We start from the raw sequence: 14,699 nt of genomic DNA, 5'->3' as shown, positions 1-14,699 counted from the left end.
TTTCACCCATTTGTACGTTGATATCTAAGCTGTAGCCTCAAGAACAAGGAGAGGACGCTGAATATAGAAGCCTATATGAGCATCCTCGACACGGTTATTGAGGCTCAAGCGACGATATCAACAACAAATTAAGGGTTGCGTGGGAATTTATTAAAGTCAGGGCGACGCTTCTCATTAAACGCATTACGACCTTCCTGACCTTCTTCAGTCATGTAGAACATCATAGTTGCATTACCAGCTAGCTCCTGAAGGCCAGCTTGACCATCACAGTCTGCATTCAGCGCCGCTTTCAAGCAACGTAGTGCCATTGGGCTGTGCTGTAGAGTTTCACGACACCAGCGAACCGTTTCTTTCTCTAAATCTTCTACAGCAACGACTGTATTAACCAGCCCCATATCAAGTGCTTCTTGCGCGTCGTAGAAACGACATAGGAACCAAATTTCACGCGCTTTCTTCTGGCCGACGATACGTGCCATGTAAGAAGCGCCCCAACCACCGTCAAATGAGCCCACTTTAGGGCCTGTTTGTCCAAATTGAGCATTTTCTGCAGCAATCGTTAGGTCACACATCATGTGTAGTACGTGACCGCCACCCACTGCCCAACCTGCAACCGATGCGATCACTGGCTTTGGACAAGTACGAATTTGACGTTGGAAATCAAGAACGTTTAAATGGTGAGTACCTGAATCATCTTGATAGCCGCCGTAGTCACCACGAATCTTCTGGTCGCCACCGGAACAGAATGCTTTCTCACCTAAACCGGTTAGGATAATAACGCCCACACCTTCATCGTAACGTGCGTCTGCCAGAGCATTGATCATCTCTTTAACGGTTTGAGGACGAAAAGCGTTACGTACTTGAGGACGAGCGATAGTGATCTTAGCGATACCATCTTCAGATTTGTGGTACTGAATATCTTCATATTCACCTGTGCAGTCATTCCAGTTAACTGGAGCGTATAGTTCTTCTTCTGAGATACCGACTGTTTTTGCCATGGTGATTCCTAGTTTGTTTACCTACTGGCTCAGCATACTAACCAATGGTGTTCAGCTGAGTTTTAACAATATTTGCGAAAGCTTGTGGCTGTTCGACATGAACATTGTGCCCCGCTTTCGCAACTTGGCTAAAAGACAAACCGCTTTGTTTGGCCAACTGACTAAACTTATTGTCTTTTTCGCCACATATATAATGAGTTTTGATCCCCGAATGTTTCAGGGCATCAAGTAAATAGTCTTGTTTCGCAAGCGAAGTAGCCTCAAGCATATTCGCTACCGATGGGCCTAGACTAGCACTGCGCTTATCAATCAGTTTTTGTCTTTGCGCATGATTTAGCGAACTAAATACTGGCTGTTGATACCAGTCGCTTAATACCTGCTCAATAGGCTCGTTGCGAAAGCGATTTGCCCATTGGCTATCGTTTTGCCACCTTTGCTGCTTATCAGAATCGTTTTGCAAACCAAAGTTGCCACCCTCAACAATAAGTGACTGAATATTCAGGGCAGAAAAGTAGCCACTGGCTACACCAGACATCGCAATACGACCGCCCATTGAGTAGCCAACCAATACTATAGGCTGATGTGGCGTCACATGGGTAAGAAGAGTGTCAGATATTTGATCGCAGCAATGCTTAAAATTGCAACAATTTTCTAATACGCTGTATCCATGTCCCGGAAGATCAATGGAAATAACAGAGTAGTGAGATAAGTAAGATTGCGTTTCTTTCCAGTCCAAACCAGAACCCAGCAAGCCATGTAAAAATACGATCACAGTGCTTGTTGGATTGAGGTTTGAGCTAGCGTGACTATAAAGCATGAATTTGTTGGATAAACTCTTTCAATTGAGAAGACGCTTGCTCTGGAGGTGTTTGCACTTCAACCAGCAATGCTCCCTCACCATGACGTAAGTGGTCATTTACCATATGCGTGTAGTGAGCTAAGGTTTCTGGCTTGCTGTAACTCAATTTGAACTGCTTGGCAGCACTTTCAAAATCATAGCCATGTGGCATTTGATAGAGTGACTGCTTTTGCTGCTCAGGAACAGGTAGTAAATCAAAGATTGCACCACCATCATTGTTAGTCACAACCACCACAACAGGTGTTTTTTCGTGAGTAAGCAGCGCAAGTGAATTGATATCATAAAGCAGTGATGTATCACCGATATATACTAGGGTCGGTTGTTGGTTGGCTCGCACTACACCTGATACCGTGGCGATTAACCCATCAATACCAGACGCGCCGCGATTGCTATACACGGTATAGTCATCAAGACCACTAAACATGTCGACCAAGCGCACAAACAAGCTATTGCCTAGAAAGATCTGTGCCTGCTTGGCAACTAGGTTAACGCTTAACGCAAGTTCAATCTCATCTAGTGAGGAATCGGTATTGAGATGGAGCGCAGCTAGGTTCGCAACCTGCTGAGACACTTCCGTCAGCTCATTCGCCCAACCAGATTCCGTATTGCAGAGTGCAGGTATTGACTCAATAAAGACCTGTAGCCAAGCTTCAATATCAGCAACATGATGAGTTTGCATCAAATGCGATTGGTTGTTTCTATCAGCACTTGGCGCAAGGTAATGATATTGCGCGTTACGCTGCTCAACCTGATCAACAAGCCACTGGTTTAAGCGCTTCGACACGATTCTTGAACCGATCTGCAGTACCAATTCACATTGATTAAGTGATTCCGAGCGTTCACCATTTTGGAGCCATAAATCGTAATGAGCCCAAGCAGAAGTCACCCCTGATTGAGGATCGCTCAATAGCGGCCAACCTAACGTTTCGGCTAACTGCTTTGCCAATCGCGCTTCACTTAAGGTAACGCTACCAAGCACAATCACGCCTTTTTTATCAGCGAAATCACTAAAGTGGATCCGTTGTTCAATACCTGCTGACAACTGGCGAGTATAGGTGGTACTGCCCTGCCACCAGCTCGACACTGTTTCTATGTAATCTTGATAAATTGATTTGTCTTGAGCGCTATATAAGGGCTCAGGAAAAGGACAGTTGATATGCACTGCGCAGCCTACCTTCGCTTGACTGTGCATGAGGTTATCAACGGAAGTAAGTAACCACTTCAGAGGTGTTGTCAAACAAGGACTTGGTAGCTCAAGTGATGCTGTGGCATGTGACGAGAATATCCCCGATTGATTAATCGCTTGGTTAGCTCCACATCCAACCAACTCGATCGGTCTATCTGCCGTTAACACCACCAGTTTTTCACCAGTGAGTTTCGCCTCTGCAATCGCTGGCAACAAGTTCGCGACAGCTGTACCGGAAGTTACCACCACAGCAACAGGTTTTCGGCTTGCTTTCGCTAATCCAAGCGCAAGAAAGCCCAAACCACGCTCATCAAAATGGGTATGCAAAGTCAGATTAGGATTTTCATCAGCTTCTAAGGTCAATGGCGTTGAACGTGAGCCTGGAGCAACGCAAACCTCACTGACCCCAAAGCGCGATAGCTCTTCCAAAATAGTCTGACACCAAATGCGATTTACCACCGCCTGCTCGATTGAGTATGGACTACCACTCATCTATGAAGCTACTCCCAATGGAGGATTGTCAGAAATTAAAGACAGTAACGTCGACATTTTTTTATCGAGCTCCTGCCATTCATGTTCAGCAATAGAACCAGGAACAATTCCAGCTCCAGCAAAAAGCTGAACTTGATCGTTGAGTACTAGCGCACTGCGGATAGCGACGCAAAACTCCGCCCTTTGATGACTAATAAAGCCCATTGAACCTGCATACCAGCCCCGAGCAAACGGTTCATGCTCTTGAATGAATGCCATGGATTCTTCACGAGGTAACCCAGCAACGGCAGCAGTTGGCTGCAAAGCGCTAAGCAACTGCACCCCGTTAACCCCTTTATTGAGATGAGCATGAATACTGCGTTTTAAGTGCTGAACTTTACGTAAGCGAACTAACCTTGCTTCTTGCTCTACTTCAACATGCTCTGAGTGCGGAGTTAGGCGATCGATAATGTCGTCGACAACATACTGGTTTTCATTGAGGTTTTTAACGTCATTAGAGAGCCAGTTAGCCAACTCCATATCTTGACTGGCATTAGTGCCACGCCCAATGGTGCCTGCAAGCGCTTCAGTATAAAGCTCCTGACCTTGACGTGCATACAAACGCTCTGGGGTCGAGCCTAAAAAACTGTGTTTCTTATCTAATGAGAGTAAAAAGTGAAAACTGTGGTGGTTTTGCAGATAGCTAGCTTTCAGCAGCTGAGATGCGCACAGCGGTCTATCGAGGTTCACCTCGGTTTTACGCGCCAGAACCACTTTCTTGAATTGTTCGTTTTTGATGCCAGTCAGTACTTTATCTACCAACTGAGACCACTGCTCTTTTTCAGGCGTATGCTGGATGGTTTCTATATGCGAAGAGACTGGCAAAATAGCAGAAACCTCAAGCTGCAGCTTGTATAAACTTGCCAAAGTGCGATGTTTTTCTGCGTTGAGGTTTACCGCGAGTGACCACTGCTGATCGAAACGAATCAACTCAATTTGCGGTAAAAAGAAAAAAGAGGACATACAGCGGCGATTTTTCCCTGTATGACCATCAAACGAACGGCCTCCCCAAATGCGCTGATCGTCGGCGAGAATAGTATAAGCAGGCGCAGGTTCAACAAAGGTATGTAACTGGCCTAGAGCCACAACCTCTTCTCGAGTATCGCGAGATTGCCAGTAAAACTTTGGATATAGCGGCTGCGCTTCCAACCAATCTATAAATACAAAGTCAGGTTTTTCCTCAAGAACTTGAACCAGACGGTTTACACCATCTTCTGCTTCCTTTACGCGTTCGATCAGTTCAGCTACGGCTTGATGAAAGTATGACAAATCAGCCTCGTATGCATGGGGGTTATTATTTCATTATATGTCGCTACTCTATTTATAGACCCTACTCAAATCAAGGTTGAAACCAATGTTTTGCAAAATCCTGTGATAACGGGCGTGCTACAAGGCATTAAATGTTGTTATCTAATCAGATTTTTATTCTAAAGAACCTCTTTTTAGGGTACTTTAATAAAGAAATTCAATAATATTTAGGTTTTAATCAATGCAAAATATCGGGATGTCGTCAAAACTCGACAATGTCTGCTATGACATTAGGGGTCCTGTACTCAAACATGCTAAACGCATGGAGGAAGAGGGGCATAAAATACTGAAATTGAACATCGGTAACCCTGCCCCATTTGGCTTCGACGCCCCTGACGAAATTTTGGTTGATGTAATCCGTAACCTGCCAACTTCGCAAGGTTACTGTGATTCAAAAGGCATCTATTCGGCTCGAAAAGCGGTGGTTCAGCACTACCAACGCAAAGGGATACGCTCACTTGATGTCGAAGACGTCTACGTTGGTAACGGTGCATCAGAGCTTATCGTTATGGCAATGCAAGCGTTGCTAAACAATGGCGACGAAATGCTCGTCCCTGCGCCTGACTACCCGCTCTGGACGGCCTCGGTTGCCTTATCCGGTGGTAAAGCTGTTCACTATATGTGTGATGAAGAAGCTGATTGGTATCCAGACCTAGACGACATTAAAAGCAAGATAACGCCAAAAACTCGCGGCATTGTTCTGATCAACCCAAACAACCCAACAGGTGCGGTTTACAGTCGTGATTTCTTACTGGAAGTCATTGAGATTGCCCGCCAGCACAAGCTGATCATTTTTGCCGACGAAATTTACGACAAGGTTCTCTATGATGGTGCGACACACACATCGGTAGCGACCTTAACAGAAGATGTGCTAGTCGTGACTTTTAACGGTTTATCAAAAGCTTATCGTGTTTGTGGTTTCCGTGGCGGCTGGATGTTCCTTACAGGGCCCAAGCATCAAGCGCAAGGGTACATCAATGGCCTCGATATGCTTTCATCGATGCGCCTGTGTGCCAATGTACCGATGCAACATGCTATCCAAACCGCATTAGGTGGCTATCAGAGTATTAACGAACTGATCTTGCCTGGTGGACGTTTGCTAGAGCAGCGAGACAAAGCTTTTGAGCTAATCAATCAAATTCCTGGCGTCTCTTGCGTTAAGCCAAAAGGTGCCATGTACCTATTCCCAAAAATCGATACCAAGATGTACAACATCAAAGACGATCAAAAGATGGTACTCGACTTCTTGATTCAAGAGAAAGTGCTACTGGTGCAAGGAACAGGCTTTAACTGGCCAAAACCGGATCACTTCCGCATTGTGACCTTGCCGCATGTCGAAGATTTGGAAATGGCGATAGGTCGTTTTGAACGCTTCTTATCAACTTATAGTCAGTAGTAATTAGCGCTGAACTTTCATATGCTTAAAGGACACTCATCGAGTGTCCTTTTTTGTTTAGGGAGGAACAAATGCCAAACAGTAATCCAAAGGAAAGTCACTTTTTTGCCCACCTAGCACGTATGAAGCTGATTCAACGTTGGCCTTTGATGCGTTCAGTCTCGACGGAAAACATCTCAGAGCATAGTCTGCAGGTTGCGTTCGTTGCCCACGCCTTAGCTGTCATCAAAAATAAAAAGTTTGGCGGAACATTAAATCCGGAGCGAATCGCCATCCTTGGTATGTATCACGACACCAGTGAAGTGCTTACTGGCGATTTACCTACCCCAGTGAAGTACTACAACCCAGAGATCGCCAAAGAATACAAAAAGATCGAAGCTGCGGCAGAGCAAAAACTGCTCTCTATGCTGCCTGAAGAATTTCGCGATGATTTCGCGCCCTTTCTAGTCTCTCAGTCTGCCCATACCGAAGATGCCGCCATAGTGAAGCAAGCAGACACCATCTGTGCCTACTTGAAATGTCTAGAGGAACTCAGCGCCGGAAACCATGAATATGCGTTAGCCAAGAAACGTCTCGATGTCACTTTAAAAGAACGTCTCACACCTGAAATGGATTATTTCCTCAACACTTTTGCGCCTAGCTTCGAGCTATCATTAGATGAAATCAGCTAGTACGTGGATGCTCTTTATGGAAAGCATCTAACAAGTAGTCGATGAACACCTTCTTACGCTTTGGCATTAATCGTCTGTCTGCATAGACTAAGCTCACACTGACTTCTGGCATCGAGTATTGAGGCAAGAGATGTTTTAATTTGCCACTGTTAAAATGCTCTAAACAGATAAACTCTGGAAGCACTGCAATACCTAATCCGTCAATACAGGCATTAAGGCAAGATGTAATGGTATTCACTCTTAATTGATACGGTAAGTCGATCAAATAAGAGAATCCATCTTCTAAACTGAGTTGCCACTTTGGTAAACGTGCACCTTTGTTAAACACCTCAATCACTCGATGAGGCTCAGTGAGATCGAGATGGCTATCAATCTGACCAAATTTCCCTAGATACTCCGGACTAGCAACCAAAACCCGCTTTGACGACGTCAGATACCTTGAAATAAGACTCGAATCTTCCAACTCACCAATTTGCGCGTAAAGATCTATACCTTCGGTAATAATGTCCACCTCACGATTCGTCAGCTCCAGATTTAACGTTACATGAGGATAATCGGCCAAGAACTGGTGAATGTATTTACTTAACACTTGCTGACCAAGCTCAACGGGAAACACGACATTGAGCGGTCCTCTGATTAAGTCTTGGTTAGCACTCACTTCCAGCTCAGCCTGATTGAGAAGCTCCAGCATCTGCTGGCTAGATTGATAAAAGCGCTCCCCTTCCGGGGTTAACATTAAGCTACGAGTGGATCGAGTGATCAACCTCACACCTAGGTGTTTCTCTAACTCCCCTAACTTTCTACTGACCGTGGATTTAGTCATATTCAATGCCTCTGCCGCGTGGGTGAAACTTCCACACTCAACCACTTGTGCAAAAACGGTTATAGCGTTCAAGTCCATTGAATTTCCTCTCTCTTCATTAGAACGATTTGTGCAACAGTGTTTTCATTTTTTCCTATCTTATCAACCAATCCAATTCCTTTACAATTTGTTACATCCTTACTCCCCCAACGAGAATCACTATGACCGAAAACCATAACGCCCCAGCCATGCCTCGCAAACGCAACAAAGCCCCATTAATTGCCACCGCAATTATGCTGTCACTAGGCTTGCTAGGTGGTGGTTACTGGCTCACTTATGGTCAATACTTCGAGTCTACCGATAATGCTTACCTGCAAGGTGATATCACCAGTATCAGTCCTAAAGTTTCAGGCTATATCGCTCAGTCTTACATTACTGATAACCAAGCGGTAAAACAGGGTGACCTACTAGTACAAATAGATGACCGCGATTATCAAGCGGCTGTAGAGCAAGCTAAAGCACACCTAACCGTCACCGAAGCGAGTGAGCACAACCTCGTTGCTCAGCAAAAGCTGCAACGCAGCCAAATTCACCAAGCTGAGAGCCAAGTTGAGTCAGCGCAAGCAGAGTACGATCGCGCCGTTCAGCAAGTAGCACGCTCACGCAGCCTACTAAAACGCAACTACGCTTCTCAAGATGAAGTAGACAGCATGCTCGCTCAGCAAAAAGTCACAATGGCACAACTTGACGAAGCGAAAGCTAGCCTAGATGCAGCAAACGAGCAATTGAATGTCATTGCCAGTGAAATTGAACAAGCACGTGCTTCAGTAACCGAAGCGCAAGCAGGGCTAAAACAAGCTCAGCTAAACTTGGATTACACCAAAGTTTACGCACCAACGGATGGCATCATAGGCAAACGAAGCGTTCGCGAAGGTCTGTTAGTTCAGGCTGGCGCACCATTGATGAGCCTAGTACCGAATAACGCAGTGTGGATTGAAGCCAACTTTAAGGAGACTCAACTGAGCGGAATTCATAAAGGGCAAAAAGTCGAAGTCGAGCTCGATGCTTTTCCAGGTCAGCCTCTAGAAGGCGTTGTTGATAGCTTCTCTCCCGCCACTGGTGCGAAGTTCGCTCTACTACCACCTGAAAATGCGACAGGCAACTTCACCAAAATCGTTCAACGTGTCCCTGTCAAAATCACGATTCCTGATGCTAAAGAGTTAAAAGGCCGCTTGCTACCAGGTTTGTCTGTTATCGCGACCATTGATACGCGAGGCTAGTCATGGCAGATGCTGCAATTAGTCCCAATATTGAAGAGCAACAAGTGCCGACGCGTCACTGGATCGCCCTGTTTGGTGGTCTCATTGGCGCATTTATGGCAATTCTTGATATTCAAATCACCAACTCTTCGCTGAAAGATATCCAAGGAGCACTTTCTGCCACCTTGGACGAGAGTTCTTGGATCTCAACCTCTTATCTCGTGGCAGAAATGATTGCCATTCCGCTCAGCGGTTGGCTATCAAAAGCACTGGGAAAACGCCGATATCTCACTTGGACAACCGCGATTTTTACCCTTTCGTCCCTGCTTTGTTCATTCTCATGGAATATGACTTCGATGATCGTGTTCCGCGCGATGCAAGGCTTTAGCGGTGGCGCTCTGATCCCTCTTGCCTTTTCATTGGTCGTGCAGCTTTTGCCCCTCAATAAACGTGCGGTGGGTATGGCACTGTTTGGTGTCACTGCCACTTTTGCACCGTCTATTGGCCCAACTTTTGGTGGCTGGTTGACGGAAAATCTTTCTTGGCACTACATCTTTTATATCAACATTCCGCCCGCTTTCTTAGTGATTGCGATGATTCGCTATGGTTTGGATGATGAACCTCTAGAGCTAGCAACACTCAAAAATGCCGACTGGTTTGGTATAGCCACGATGGCTCTTGGTTTAGGTTGTCTAGAAGTCGTTCTTGAAGAAGGTAACCGCGAGGAGTGGTTCAGCTCTAGCTTTATCATTACCTTAGCGATCATATCCGCCGTGAGCTTAGTCTATTTTGTGATTAATGAACTGCAGCACAAAAAACCATTAGTTAACTTAAGATTGCTACGTGATGGACAGTTTGCGATGTCTTGTATCGCTTATCTGATTCTTGGTATGGCGCTGCTGGGCTCGATCTATGTGCTGCCGATGTACCTCACCCAGATTCAACAATACAACGCGATGGAAATAGGTGAAGTGTTAATGTGGATGGGCTTTCCGCAGCTGCTGATTTTTCCGCTTGTGCCAAAGTTAACTCAAATCATTAAGCCTAAATACTTAGTGACGTTTGGCTTTGCTATGTTTGGCTTGAGTTGTTACGTCAACACTCATATGACCGTTGATTTTGGTGGTCAGCAGCTGATTTTATCCATGGTACTGCGCGCCATTGGTAGTCCATTTATTATGGTACCGTTATCTTTAGTCGCTATGAAGAACATCGCCAAGCATGAGACACCTGACGCTTCCACCCTCACTAACGTTATGCGTAATTTAGGTGGTGCTTTCAGTATCGCGGTGATTGCTACTTTGCTTGATAACAAAACGCGCGAACATTTGGCTCATATCAAAGAGTCGCTACCCACTGTCAGTCAGTTAGGTTGGCAAACTCTGCAGCAACAACAGAGTTTCTTTATTCAAGCAGGCAGTGATAGCGCAACAGCGTTACAACAAGCCCAAGCCAGTTTGGTTGCTACAATGCAAAGAGATGCGGCGATTATGGCTTATAACGATGTGTTTCTGATGATGACTGGCTTTCTCGCTGTCGCAGCAATGCTGATTCTGACGATGCGCGACTGATCTTGCAGTCACTAGCGTATACGTGTACGGTAAGAAAAAACAGGGGAGCGGAGCCTATGACGTTTAAAATCAGCGATTTATGGCATGAACGCCACGATGATGAACATAAAATACGTCGTGATGACCATCGCAGTCCATATCAAAGGGATCGGGCGCGCATCCTGCACTCTGCCGCTTTTCGCCGCTTACAGGCAAAAACGCAAGTACATGGCAATAGCTTCGACGATTTTCACCGGACTCGCTTAACTCACTCATTAGAGGCCGCTCAATTGGGCACAGGTATAGTCGCCCAGTTGAAAAAGAAACAGCCTGAGTTTAGAGATTTATTACCCAGTGACAGCCTGATCGATTCGTTATGCCTTGCTCATGACATTGGTCACCCACCCTATGGTCACGGCGGCGAAGTCGCTCTCAATTATATGATGCGGGAACATGGAGGCTTTGAAGGCAATGCCCAAACCTTTCGCATTGTGACCAAGCTAGAACCTTACACTGAACAATTTGGTATGAATCTAGCGCGCCGTACTTTACTTGGCCTGATCAAATACCCTGCGATGATTAGCCAGACTCGCGCCGCAAAGATTCCAGACAGTGTTTCCCACCAGCGTAAATTAAGAGCGAAAGATTGGTCACCAGCAAAAGGCTTGTATGACTGCGATAAAACGTTGTTTGACTGGGTTGTCGAGCCTTTGAGTGAACAAGATAAGTTGCTATTCAGCCAGATGCGTGAAGAGAAAGTCAGTGGCACCCAGCATAGCAAAACTCGCTATAAATCGATTGATTGTTCAATCATGGAACTCGCGGACGATATTGCTTACGGTGTGCATGATCTTGAAGATGCGATTGTACTGGGAATGGTTAATCGCCACCAATGGATTGAAGGCGCTTCTAGCCACTTGTCGGAATGTGGTGATCCTTGGTTTGAAAAACACATCGCCTCGATCACCGAGATGCTTTTTGCCGGAACTCATTACCAACGCAAAGATGCGATTGGCGGCATGGTTAACGCACTACTGACCAGTATTTCTATTAAGCCAATTGATGCCCCGTTCCAAAGCGAACTGTTGGCTTTCAATGCCGTACTCGAGCCCACGATGGCAAAAGCACTCGATGTATTGAAGAAGTTTGTCAGTGACTACGTAATACAAGTGCCTCACGTACAAGTGGTGGAATACAAAGGTCAGCAGATCATTATGGATATTTTCGAAGCACTTAGCGCTGACCCAGAGCGATTATTACCTATCAATGTGCGCCAGAAATGGTTAGATAAAGAGAGTGAGAGTGCAGGCTTTCGAGTCATTGCTGATTACATATCTTCGATGACAGATGGGCATGCCCAAAGACTCCACCAGCAACTGTTTTCCTCTCACTAAACATAAAGGGCAGCGTTATCGCTGCCCTCTTGATTCATACCAGCGAATTAACTCACCGAACTAATAAATTCGCCCAGCTTTTCTCTTAGTTTTTGCTTCTCTTCATCACTGATGAAACTGGCGGCAATCGCATTGCGGGTAAACTTCGCCAGCTCTTGATTGGTCATTGAGTGTGCTTCGGCGACAGCCAAGAAATTATCTGTCATATAACCACCAAAGTATGCGGGATCATCAGAATTGATCGTCACGCAGATACCACGCCTTAGCAGCTCAACAATATTGTGCTCATGCATCTCTTCAAACACCTTGAGCTTAGTATTGGATAATGGGCATACCGTTAGCGGCATCTGGCTTTGCGCTAAAGCATGCAATAAGTTTTCATCATCAGAGCATCTAACACCATGATCAATACGGCTTACCTTCAATAGCTCTAAGCTGTCATAGATATTACTTACAGGGCCTTCCTCTCCAGCATGAGCCACCGTTAAGAATCCTTCCTCTATCGCTTTAGCAAATACGCGGGCAAACTTCTCTGGCGGATGTCCAAGCTCCGAGGAGTCCAAACCGACACCAACAATCTTGTCTTTATGTTCAAGGGCTTGGAATAATGTATCAAAGGCACTTTCTTCGTCTAAGTGGCGTAGGAAACACATGATGATCTGGCTAGTAATACCAAGCTGCTCACGGCCATCTTCTAGTGCGCGGTGAATACCGCTTATCACGGCCTCAAACGCAATCCCTCTCTCAGTGTGAGTTTGCGGGTCAAAGAATATCTCAGTATGGATGACATTATCTTGCTGACAACGTAACAAATAAGCCCAAGTCAGATCATAGAAATCTTGCTCATGAATAAGAACATTTGCACCTTGATAATAGATGTCTAGAAAAGATTGTAGATTAGTAAACTGATACGCGGCCTTCACTTCCTCTGGGGTAGTAAATGGTAACGCGATATTATTGCGCTGAGCGAGTTCAAACATCATCTCTGGCTCAAGGGAGCCTTCTATATGCAAATGCAACTCAACTTTTGGAAGTTGTTGGATAAATTGGGTTTGGTTCATGCTTGTCTCTCCATTCATATCAACCGAGATACCCAAAATAGTTGGAGTTGCAGCTAGGCGACCAATAAATTCAGCCCTATGAGCATAGAAGTTCTATGTGATTCGGGCGGCCGGCGTTCCGGTGAATTTATGCAGTCAACAACGCTGCAGCTTCAAATATGAAGGGTAAACAAGCACTTTTCTCTAAATTAGCTTTCTGACATACAAAGAGAAAAGCGCCATGCACTTAACTCTTCGTAATCTGAAATTTGAGGTTTCAGGTAGAGACTCCCGCACCTTATCAGCGGGATTATACGAAGCTTCGCCTAGTTGTAACTAAACGATTGCGCGGCATTGTACTTGGATAAAGTACTCATTGACAACATCGCACTTGGATCAAGTGTAGTCGCTTTGTTGAATTTTGCCGCTTACTCCCAATTCGCCTGTTCACTCTGCGCGATAGTTTTTTTCAAACACGCCCGGTGGCATTTGCTGAATTTGAAACTCGATCATTTGGTTGAAGGCATCGATTAAAGGTAGGAAATCTATCTCTGGTTCTAGTAGAGATAGAATGTGATAGCCTGCCTCGACTGTCGAGAGACTATTATCGCTTGGCGCTTTGCGAATACGATAATTACCTTGCAAGTCATCAGGTAAGTGAATTAACGTAAGAGCGTGTAAATTGGTTGATAGCTGCCACATCTTATAGGCTTTTTTCCAAGTGCCATCTAACAGGATCACCCTTACCTTTTGCTCGGCAGATAACTTTTCGGCGACTTGTGTATGGCTCACAGAGCCTTCTCCCGGATAGAGCACAAAGTGATGATAGGAGTCGTCGTTCAGCAATTGGTTGAGCTTATCATGAGCAGAAAAGTCTTCCCCTTCAAAGCAATAGCTATTGGTGAGTGACAGCTTGAGTATTCGCGCCGTTCCCATTGGTCTGTTTGTTTCACTGTGGTGTTGTAGGATGACCAACTCGACATTCGATGTTAGGCTTTGTATCCACTCACAGATACAAGCTTTGAGTGACTTTCCACATTGAGAACAGTATCGGGACATAGTGTGCGCTTATTACTTCTGTTAATTGTTATCAGCTTAGTTTGCCTAGGCCTTCAATTCGAACCTTTCGCTTCCCAAGTTAACTGGCAACGCTATTTTATTCTTGAAGGTCAGTGGTGGCGAATCCTAACAGGAAACTTCACGCATACCAACTTTGCCCATCTAGGGATGAATTTAGCTGGTCTTTGGGTGATCAGTTTTATCTTCAAGCCGTCACCCAAAGCCCTCCTTTTTAGCTTGATTACCGTTAGTCTTGCCGTCGGCGGACTGAACTTTCTTAGCAGCATGAATGGGTATGTTGGTCTTTCTGGAGTGCTTCATGGACTGTTTGCTTATTTTGCCCTTCAGGAAGCCTTAAACGGCAAAAAGAGCAGTTGGCTGTTGGTCGTTGGCGTACTAGCAAAAGTTGGCTGGGAGATGACAATGGGTGCGTCAGCTTCGACGAGTGAGATAATCAATGCGCGCGTGGCGGTGGAGTCTCATCTATTTGGTGCTCTATCTGGTCTTGTCTTGGCGACGACGGTTTTTCTGCTAACAAAAAAAGGCGTACTTTCTCCAACCAAGTCATAATTTGGTTGATGTTCACCGCTAAAGGGCTCAGAATGGCGCCCTTTTTCGTGGCGATACCTTTTTGTTGAGGTCTTGCCCG

13 protein-coding genes and 1 riboswitch are annotated in these 14,699 nt (G+C 45.4%); of the genes, 6 read left to right on the top strand and 7 right to left on the bottom strand.

Features of this window, described 5'->3' with window-relative positions:
• Positions 1–128: 128 nt before the first annotated feature.
• Genes menB through AC6R00_RS21050 form a run of 4 tightly spaced genes read right to left on the bottom strand, consistent with a single transcriptional unit; the run spans position 129 to position 4,840 of the window.
• Positions 129–995: a 1,4-dihydroxy-2-naphthoyl-CoA synthase gene (gene menB, locus AC6R00_RS21065; protein ID WP_004746667.1), complete on the bottom strand. Its 867-nt coding sequence runs from the start codon at positions 993–995 to the stop codon at positions 129–131.
• Between the two features lie 37 nt (positions 996–1,032).
• On the bottom strand, positions 1,033–1,812 hold the full coding sequence (gene menH, locus AC6R00_RS21060) for a 2-succinyl-6-hydroxy-2,4-cyclohexadiene-1-carboxylate synthase (RefSeq protein WP_500641803.1): 780 nt from the start codon (positions 1,810–1,812) through the stop codon (positions 1,033–1,035).
• Entirely contained in the window at positions 1,802–3,532 is a 1,731-nt protein-coding gene (gene menD, locus AC6R00_RS21055) for a 2-succinyl-5-enolpyruvyl-6-hydroxy-3-cyclohexene-1-carboxylic-acid synthase (protein ID WP_500641802.1), read from the bottom strand. The genes menH and menD overlap by 11 nt, the downstream gene beginning before the upstream one ends.
• A complete protein-coding gene (locus AC6R00_RS21050; RefSeq protein ID WP_500641801.1) occupies positions 3,533–4,840 on the bottom strand; it encodes an isochorismate synthase in 1,308 nt (435 codons plus the stop codon).
• A 220-nt stretch (positions 4,841–5,060) separates the two neighbouring features.
• Between AC6R00_RS21050 and AC6R00_RS21045 the strand changes: the two genes are divergently transcribed.
• Both AC6R00_RS21045 and yfbR read left to right on the top strand, forming a co-directional pair.
• Positions 5,061–6,275, top strand: coding sequence for a pyridoxal phosphate-dependent aminotransferase (locus AC6R00_RS21045; RefSeq protein ID WP_486785735.1), 1,215 nt, complete (start codon positions 5,061–5,063; stop codon positions 6,273–6,275).
• 71 nt (positions 6,276–6,346) lie between these two features.
• Positions 6,347–6,946 carry a 5'-deoxynucleotidase gene (gene yfbR, locus AC6R00_RS21040; RefSeq protein WP_239855041.1) on the top strand — a complete coding sequence of 200 codons (600 nt, stop codon included), beginning with the start codon at positions 6,347–6,349 and terminating at the stop codon, positions 6,944–6,946.
• Here the strand turns inward: yfbR and AC6R00_RS21035 are convergent.
• On the bottom strand, positions 6,939–7,847 hold the full coding sequence (locus AC6R00_RS21035; RefSeq protein ID WP_500641800.1) for a LysR family transcriptional regulator: 909 nt from the start codon (positions 7,845–7,847) through the stop codon (positions 6,939–6,941). The genes yfbR and AC6R00_RS21035 overlap by 8 nt on opposite strands.
• Positions 7,848–7,969: 122 nt before the next feature.
• Between AC6R00_RS21035 and AC6R00_RS21030 the strand changes: the two genes are divergently transcribed.
• The 3 genes from AC6R00_RS21030 to AC6R00_RS21020 are packed head-to-tail and all read left to right on the top strand — an operon-like array spanning position 7,970 to position 11,951.
• Positions 7,970–9,028: an HlyD family secretion protein gene (locus AC6R00_RS21030; protein ID WP_500641799.1), complete on the top strand. Its 1,059-nt coding sequence runs from the start codon at positions 7,970–7,972 to the stop codon at positions 9,026–9,028.
• 2 nt (positions 9,029–9,030) lie between these two features.
• Positions 9,031–10,578 (top strand): DHA2 family efflux MFS transporter permease subunit, encoded by a 1,548-nt coding sequence (locus AC6R00_RS21025; protein ID WP_500641798.1) that lies wholly within the window; start codon positions 9,031–9,033, stop codon positions 10,576–10,578.
• A gap of 56 nt (positions 10,579–10,634) precedes the next feature.
• Positions 10,635–11,951 carry an anti-phage deoxyguanosine triphosphatase gene (locus AC6R00_RS21020; RefSeq protein WP_500641797.1) on the top strand — a complete coding sequence of 439 codons (1,317 nt, stop codon included), beginning with the start codon at positions 10,635–10,637 and terminating at the stop codon, positions 11,949–11,951.
• A gap of 47 nt (positions 11,952–11,998) precedes the next feature.
• Here the strand turns inward: AC6R00_RS21020 and AC6R00_RS21015 are convergent, their stop codons facing one another.
• Together AC6R00_RS21015 and AC6R00_RS21010 are read right to left on the bottom strand one after the other, a co-directional pair.
• Positions 11,999–13,012 carry an adenosine deaminase gene (locus tag AC6R00_RS21015; protein ID WP_500641796.1) on the bottom strand — a complete coding sequence of 338 codons (1,014 nt, stop codon included), beginning with the start codon at positions 13,010–13,012 and terminating at the stop codon, positions 11,999–12,001.
• Between the two features lie 217 nt (positions 13,013–13,229).
• Positions 13,230–13,329, bottom strand: a riboswitch (purine riboswitch).
• Between the two features lie 109 nt (positions 13,330–13,438).
• A complete protein-coding gene (locus AC6R00_RS21010; protein ID WP_494504707.1) occupies positions 13,439–14,050 on the bottom strand; it encodes a DTW domain-containing protein in 612 nt (203 codons plus the stop codon).
• 3 nt (positions 14,051–14,053) lie between these two features.
• Here AC6R00_RS21010 and rrtA point away from each other — a divergent pair, with 3 nt between their 5' ends.
• Positions 14,054–14,620, top strand: coding sequence for a rhombosortase (rrtA, locus tag AC6R00_RS21005; RefSeq protein ID WP_500641795.1), 567 nt, complete (start codon positions 14,054–14,056; stop codon positions 14,618–14,620).
• The last annotated feature ends 79 nt before the right edge of the window (positions 14,621–14,699 follow it).

It is taken from the genome of Vibrio sp. R10-SF1-ISO8 (assembly GCF_059833805.1).
Note: the sequence above shows the minus strand (reverse complement) of the source record. Positions and strands in the feature narration are given on the sequence as shown.